Below are 1,149 nucleotides of genomic sequence, written 5' to 3' on the forward strand. Positions count from 1 at the left end.
GCGCTTTGAAAATCACGCTACTGAGCGATGCTGGAGCGCGGACTCACGTTTCGCCTGGCTCTGCTCACGCCGAGAGCGGGTTATTCGAGGTGGCCATAATGTGCCCGATGTCGACCTCTACGATGTGCTCAAGAATATCGACCATGTCCTCAAAACTGAGCAATACGACTTTGTGAACTTCAGCATCGGGCCATATATGCCGATGGATGATGACGAGGTCCATCCATGGACGGCGCTAATCGACAGTCATCTCGCCTCTGGCAACACGCTGGCAGCTATCGCGGTCGGTAATGATGGCGAAAAGGAATGGCCGGAGAGCCGGGTGCAGCCTCCTTCCGATATGGTCAATGCCCTGGCGGTGGGCGCCTGCGACGGCACAGGTTTGTCCTGGGAGCGCGCGCCCTATAGCTCACACGGTCCCGGCCGCAGCCCTGGCATGATCAAACCCGATGGCGTAGCCTTCGGTGGTTCGGAAGAGGAACCCTTCGTCGTCTACAACGCTCTCAGTGGTCACTACGCTCACACGACAGGCACCAGTTTTAGCTCTCCAGCGACCCTTAGAACAGCGATCGGCGTGAAGGTCTCCCTCAATTCTCCGTTGAGCGTTTTAGCGGTTCGCGCCTTGATGTCGCACCACGCTAGCCGGCCAAAGCACATGCTGATGAGCCACATCGGACACGGCCGGTTTCCTCAAAGTGTCGATGAAGTCTTGACGTGCGAGGACAACGAAGTGCGAGTAATCTATCAGGGCACCCTGCAGGCCGGACAGAATCTGCGCGCGCTCATCCCGTTCCCCTCCCTGCCATTGAATGGGAAAGTCACTCTTCGCGCGACGCTGTGCTTTGCCAGTCATACCGATCCTGAACACGCTGTGAATTACACGCGTGCCGGGCTGACGGTGCTGTTGCGTCCGAAGAAGACGTCGAAGAAAACGATGCCATTTTTCTCGTCATCGAAGATGTACACGACCGAGCTCGAAGCGCGCACTGACGAGCAAAAGTGGGAGACGACGCTCAAACATGAACATCGGTTCAACGTCGACACGCTAGACGATCGGTAATCCCCCCGCAAAAAGAGCGCGATCAGAAGTAGAATTTTCTACTTAAGATACAGAAAGCTCTACATGAAGACCTCCCGTTTTACCGACAG

The 1,149-nt window shown here is 56.1% G+C and carries 1 protein-coding gene; it reads left to right on the top strand.

The window, feature by feature from the left end; all coding sequences use genetic code 11:
• Positions 1-1,060 (top strand): S8 family peptidase (locus tag ABIB38_RS24190; protein WP_429207350.1); only part of this gene is annotated, 1,060 nt, incomplete at its 5' end.
• Positions 1,061-1,149: the final 89 nt, after the last annotated feature.

It is taken from the genome of Massilia sp. UYP11 (assembly GCF_050434805.1).
In the GTDB taxonomy this organism is placed as follows: domain Bacteria; phylum Pseudomonadota; class Gammaproteobacteria; order Burkholderiales; family Burkholderiaceae_D; genus Telluria.